This is a genomic window from Geodermatophilus sp. SYSU D01176, assembly GCF_054050015.1.
In genome coordinates this window covers 1-1,913 of sequence record NZ_JBJGYN010000108.1, presented here as the reverse complement: position 1 = coordinate 1,913, position 1,913 = coordinate 1, and the positions used below count along the sequence as shown (strand labels likewise).

Genomic DNA, 1,913 nt, shown 5'->3' with positions numbered 1-1,913 from the left:
GCGTGGCAGTGGCCGTTGCCGGCCGACCGGGGGAGGTCGAGGACCGGGTTGCGGTCGAAGAAGCCGAACGGCTGGATCGAGAACCCGACGTGCGAGCGGGGCATGACCGGCCAGTCCTCGAGACGCACCACGTGGTGCATGCCGAAGGTGTACCAGACGACGATGTCCTCGTCGGTGATGTTCCGGTTGGCCGCGGTCCACGCGGGCAGGCCGTCACCCCCCCGGTGCTGGTTGGGGTACTCGCCGGCCGGGAACCGCTCCGAGCGGTCGAAGGGGGTCACCCAGAGGTTGCTGGTGGCGAAGGCGGCCCGCTTGGCCACCGAGGCCTCGGGGCGGGCGGCCAGGGTGATCGCGTCGCGCGGGACGAGCCGGTAGGCCACCGGCTCCCCCACCAGGTTGCGGCTGTCGTGGTTGACGACCTTCCAGAACCGGTGCCGCCCCGCGTCGGCGGTGCGGATGGCGTCCTGCTCCCGTTCGAGCAGCCGGTCGACGGTGTAGAAGGCGTTGCCCGCCGGGTTGACCTGCGGGATCTCGGTGTCGACCTCGTAGACGGCGTTGGCCGGGCCGTCGAGCTCGAAGTCCAGCCGCACGTTGAACATGTGCTGGTGGATCGGGCCGTAGAGCCCGTCGTTGTTGAGCGTCTGCCCGTAGCGGGACTTCTCGCCCGGCCGCTGGCCGGCGGTGGAGAGGATCCCGGTGGCCTTGACCAGGAACTCGATCGTGCCGTCGAGGTAGAGGTGCCAGTAGAAGCCGTACTCGTAGTTCGCGACGGTCGCGATGAAGGACACCACGAGGCGGCGGGAGCGGCGGACCTCGGCCTGGTCCCGGCGGAAGTCGTAGTGCTTCCAGGCGATGGAGTCGTCCTCCTCGTGCATGCACACGGCGTTGCGGATGGTCAGGGGGTTGCCGTGGCTGTCGCTGACGACGCCGTCGAAGTACCGGATCTCGCCCAGGCAGTCGCACCCCAGGCTCAGCGAGTTGGCCAGGGCCCCGATGTTGTACTCACCGGCGTCGAAGGCGTTCTTCTTCGACTGCACCGTCGAGGGGTCGCCGTAGGGCACCACCATCTCCACCAGCGAGGCGCGGTGCAGCACCGGCCGCTCGGTGTCGCCGTCGCGGTAGCGGACCTGGTGCAGGACCACCCCCTCGCGCGGGGTGAAGCCGATCCGGAAGGACCAGTTGGCCCAGCGGACGTGGTGCCCGTCGACCTCGAAGGAGGGTCCCTCCGGCTGGGTGATCTCGATCGGCTTGAGGTCCGTGCGCGCCGGGCCGACGTGTTCGGGCAGGTAGTTGCCCGTCTCCCGGGGCACCGGGATCAGCTCGCCCTCCTCGACCGCGACGACCTGCCCGGCGTTGAGGTCGTAGACGACGACCAGGTTCTCGACCGGGTGCGCGTACGGGTTGTCGTGCGGGTCCAGCCGCGTGTAGACCAGCGCCCGGACCAGGCGCCGCCCCTCGTCGTCGACGCCGTAGTAGCCCGCCGACCACGGCTCGACGCAGACCAGGTCCAGGTCGGTCAACCCGCGCCGGGCCAGGGCCTCGACCACGCGTGGGTCGGCCTTGCAGAGCCGCTCGCACTCGTCGAACTCGTCGAGCATGATCGCCGGCTGCGTCCCGGCGGGGAGCTCGACCCAGGAGGTGACCACTCCCGAGTCCAGGTCGACCACCGCCTCGAACCCCCGCCCGCGGCTGCGGTCGATCAGCACGGCGAACGCCTCCCGGACGACGGCTCCGGGGTCGGCGGCCAGCGTGCGCTTGTCCGGCTCGTGCAGGGTGACCGACACGAAGCGGAAGGAGCCCGGCTGGGCAGGCCCCTGCCGCAGCACCTCGACCGCCCGCGAGATCTCCTCGGCGGTGAGCGGGTCCAGCGGGTGCAGGACGACGGTCGCCGGGCTGATCTCCTGAATGCTCAT

General features: G+C 70.6%; 1 protein-coding gene. It reads right to left on the bottom strand.

All coding sequences use genetic code 11. The annotated features are described in order from the left end of the window. The coding region (locus ACI78Z_RS24925; protein ID WP_457039222.1) for a primary-amine oxidase at positions 1-1,913 on the bottom strand (1,913 nt) is incomplete at both ends.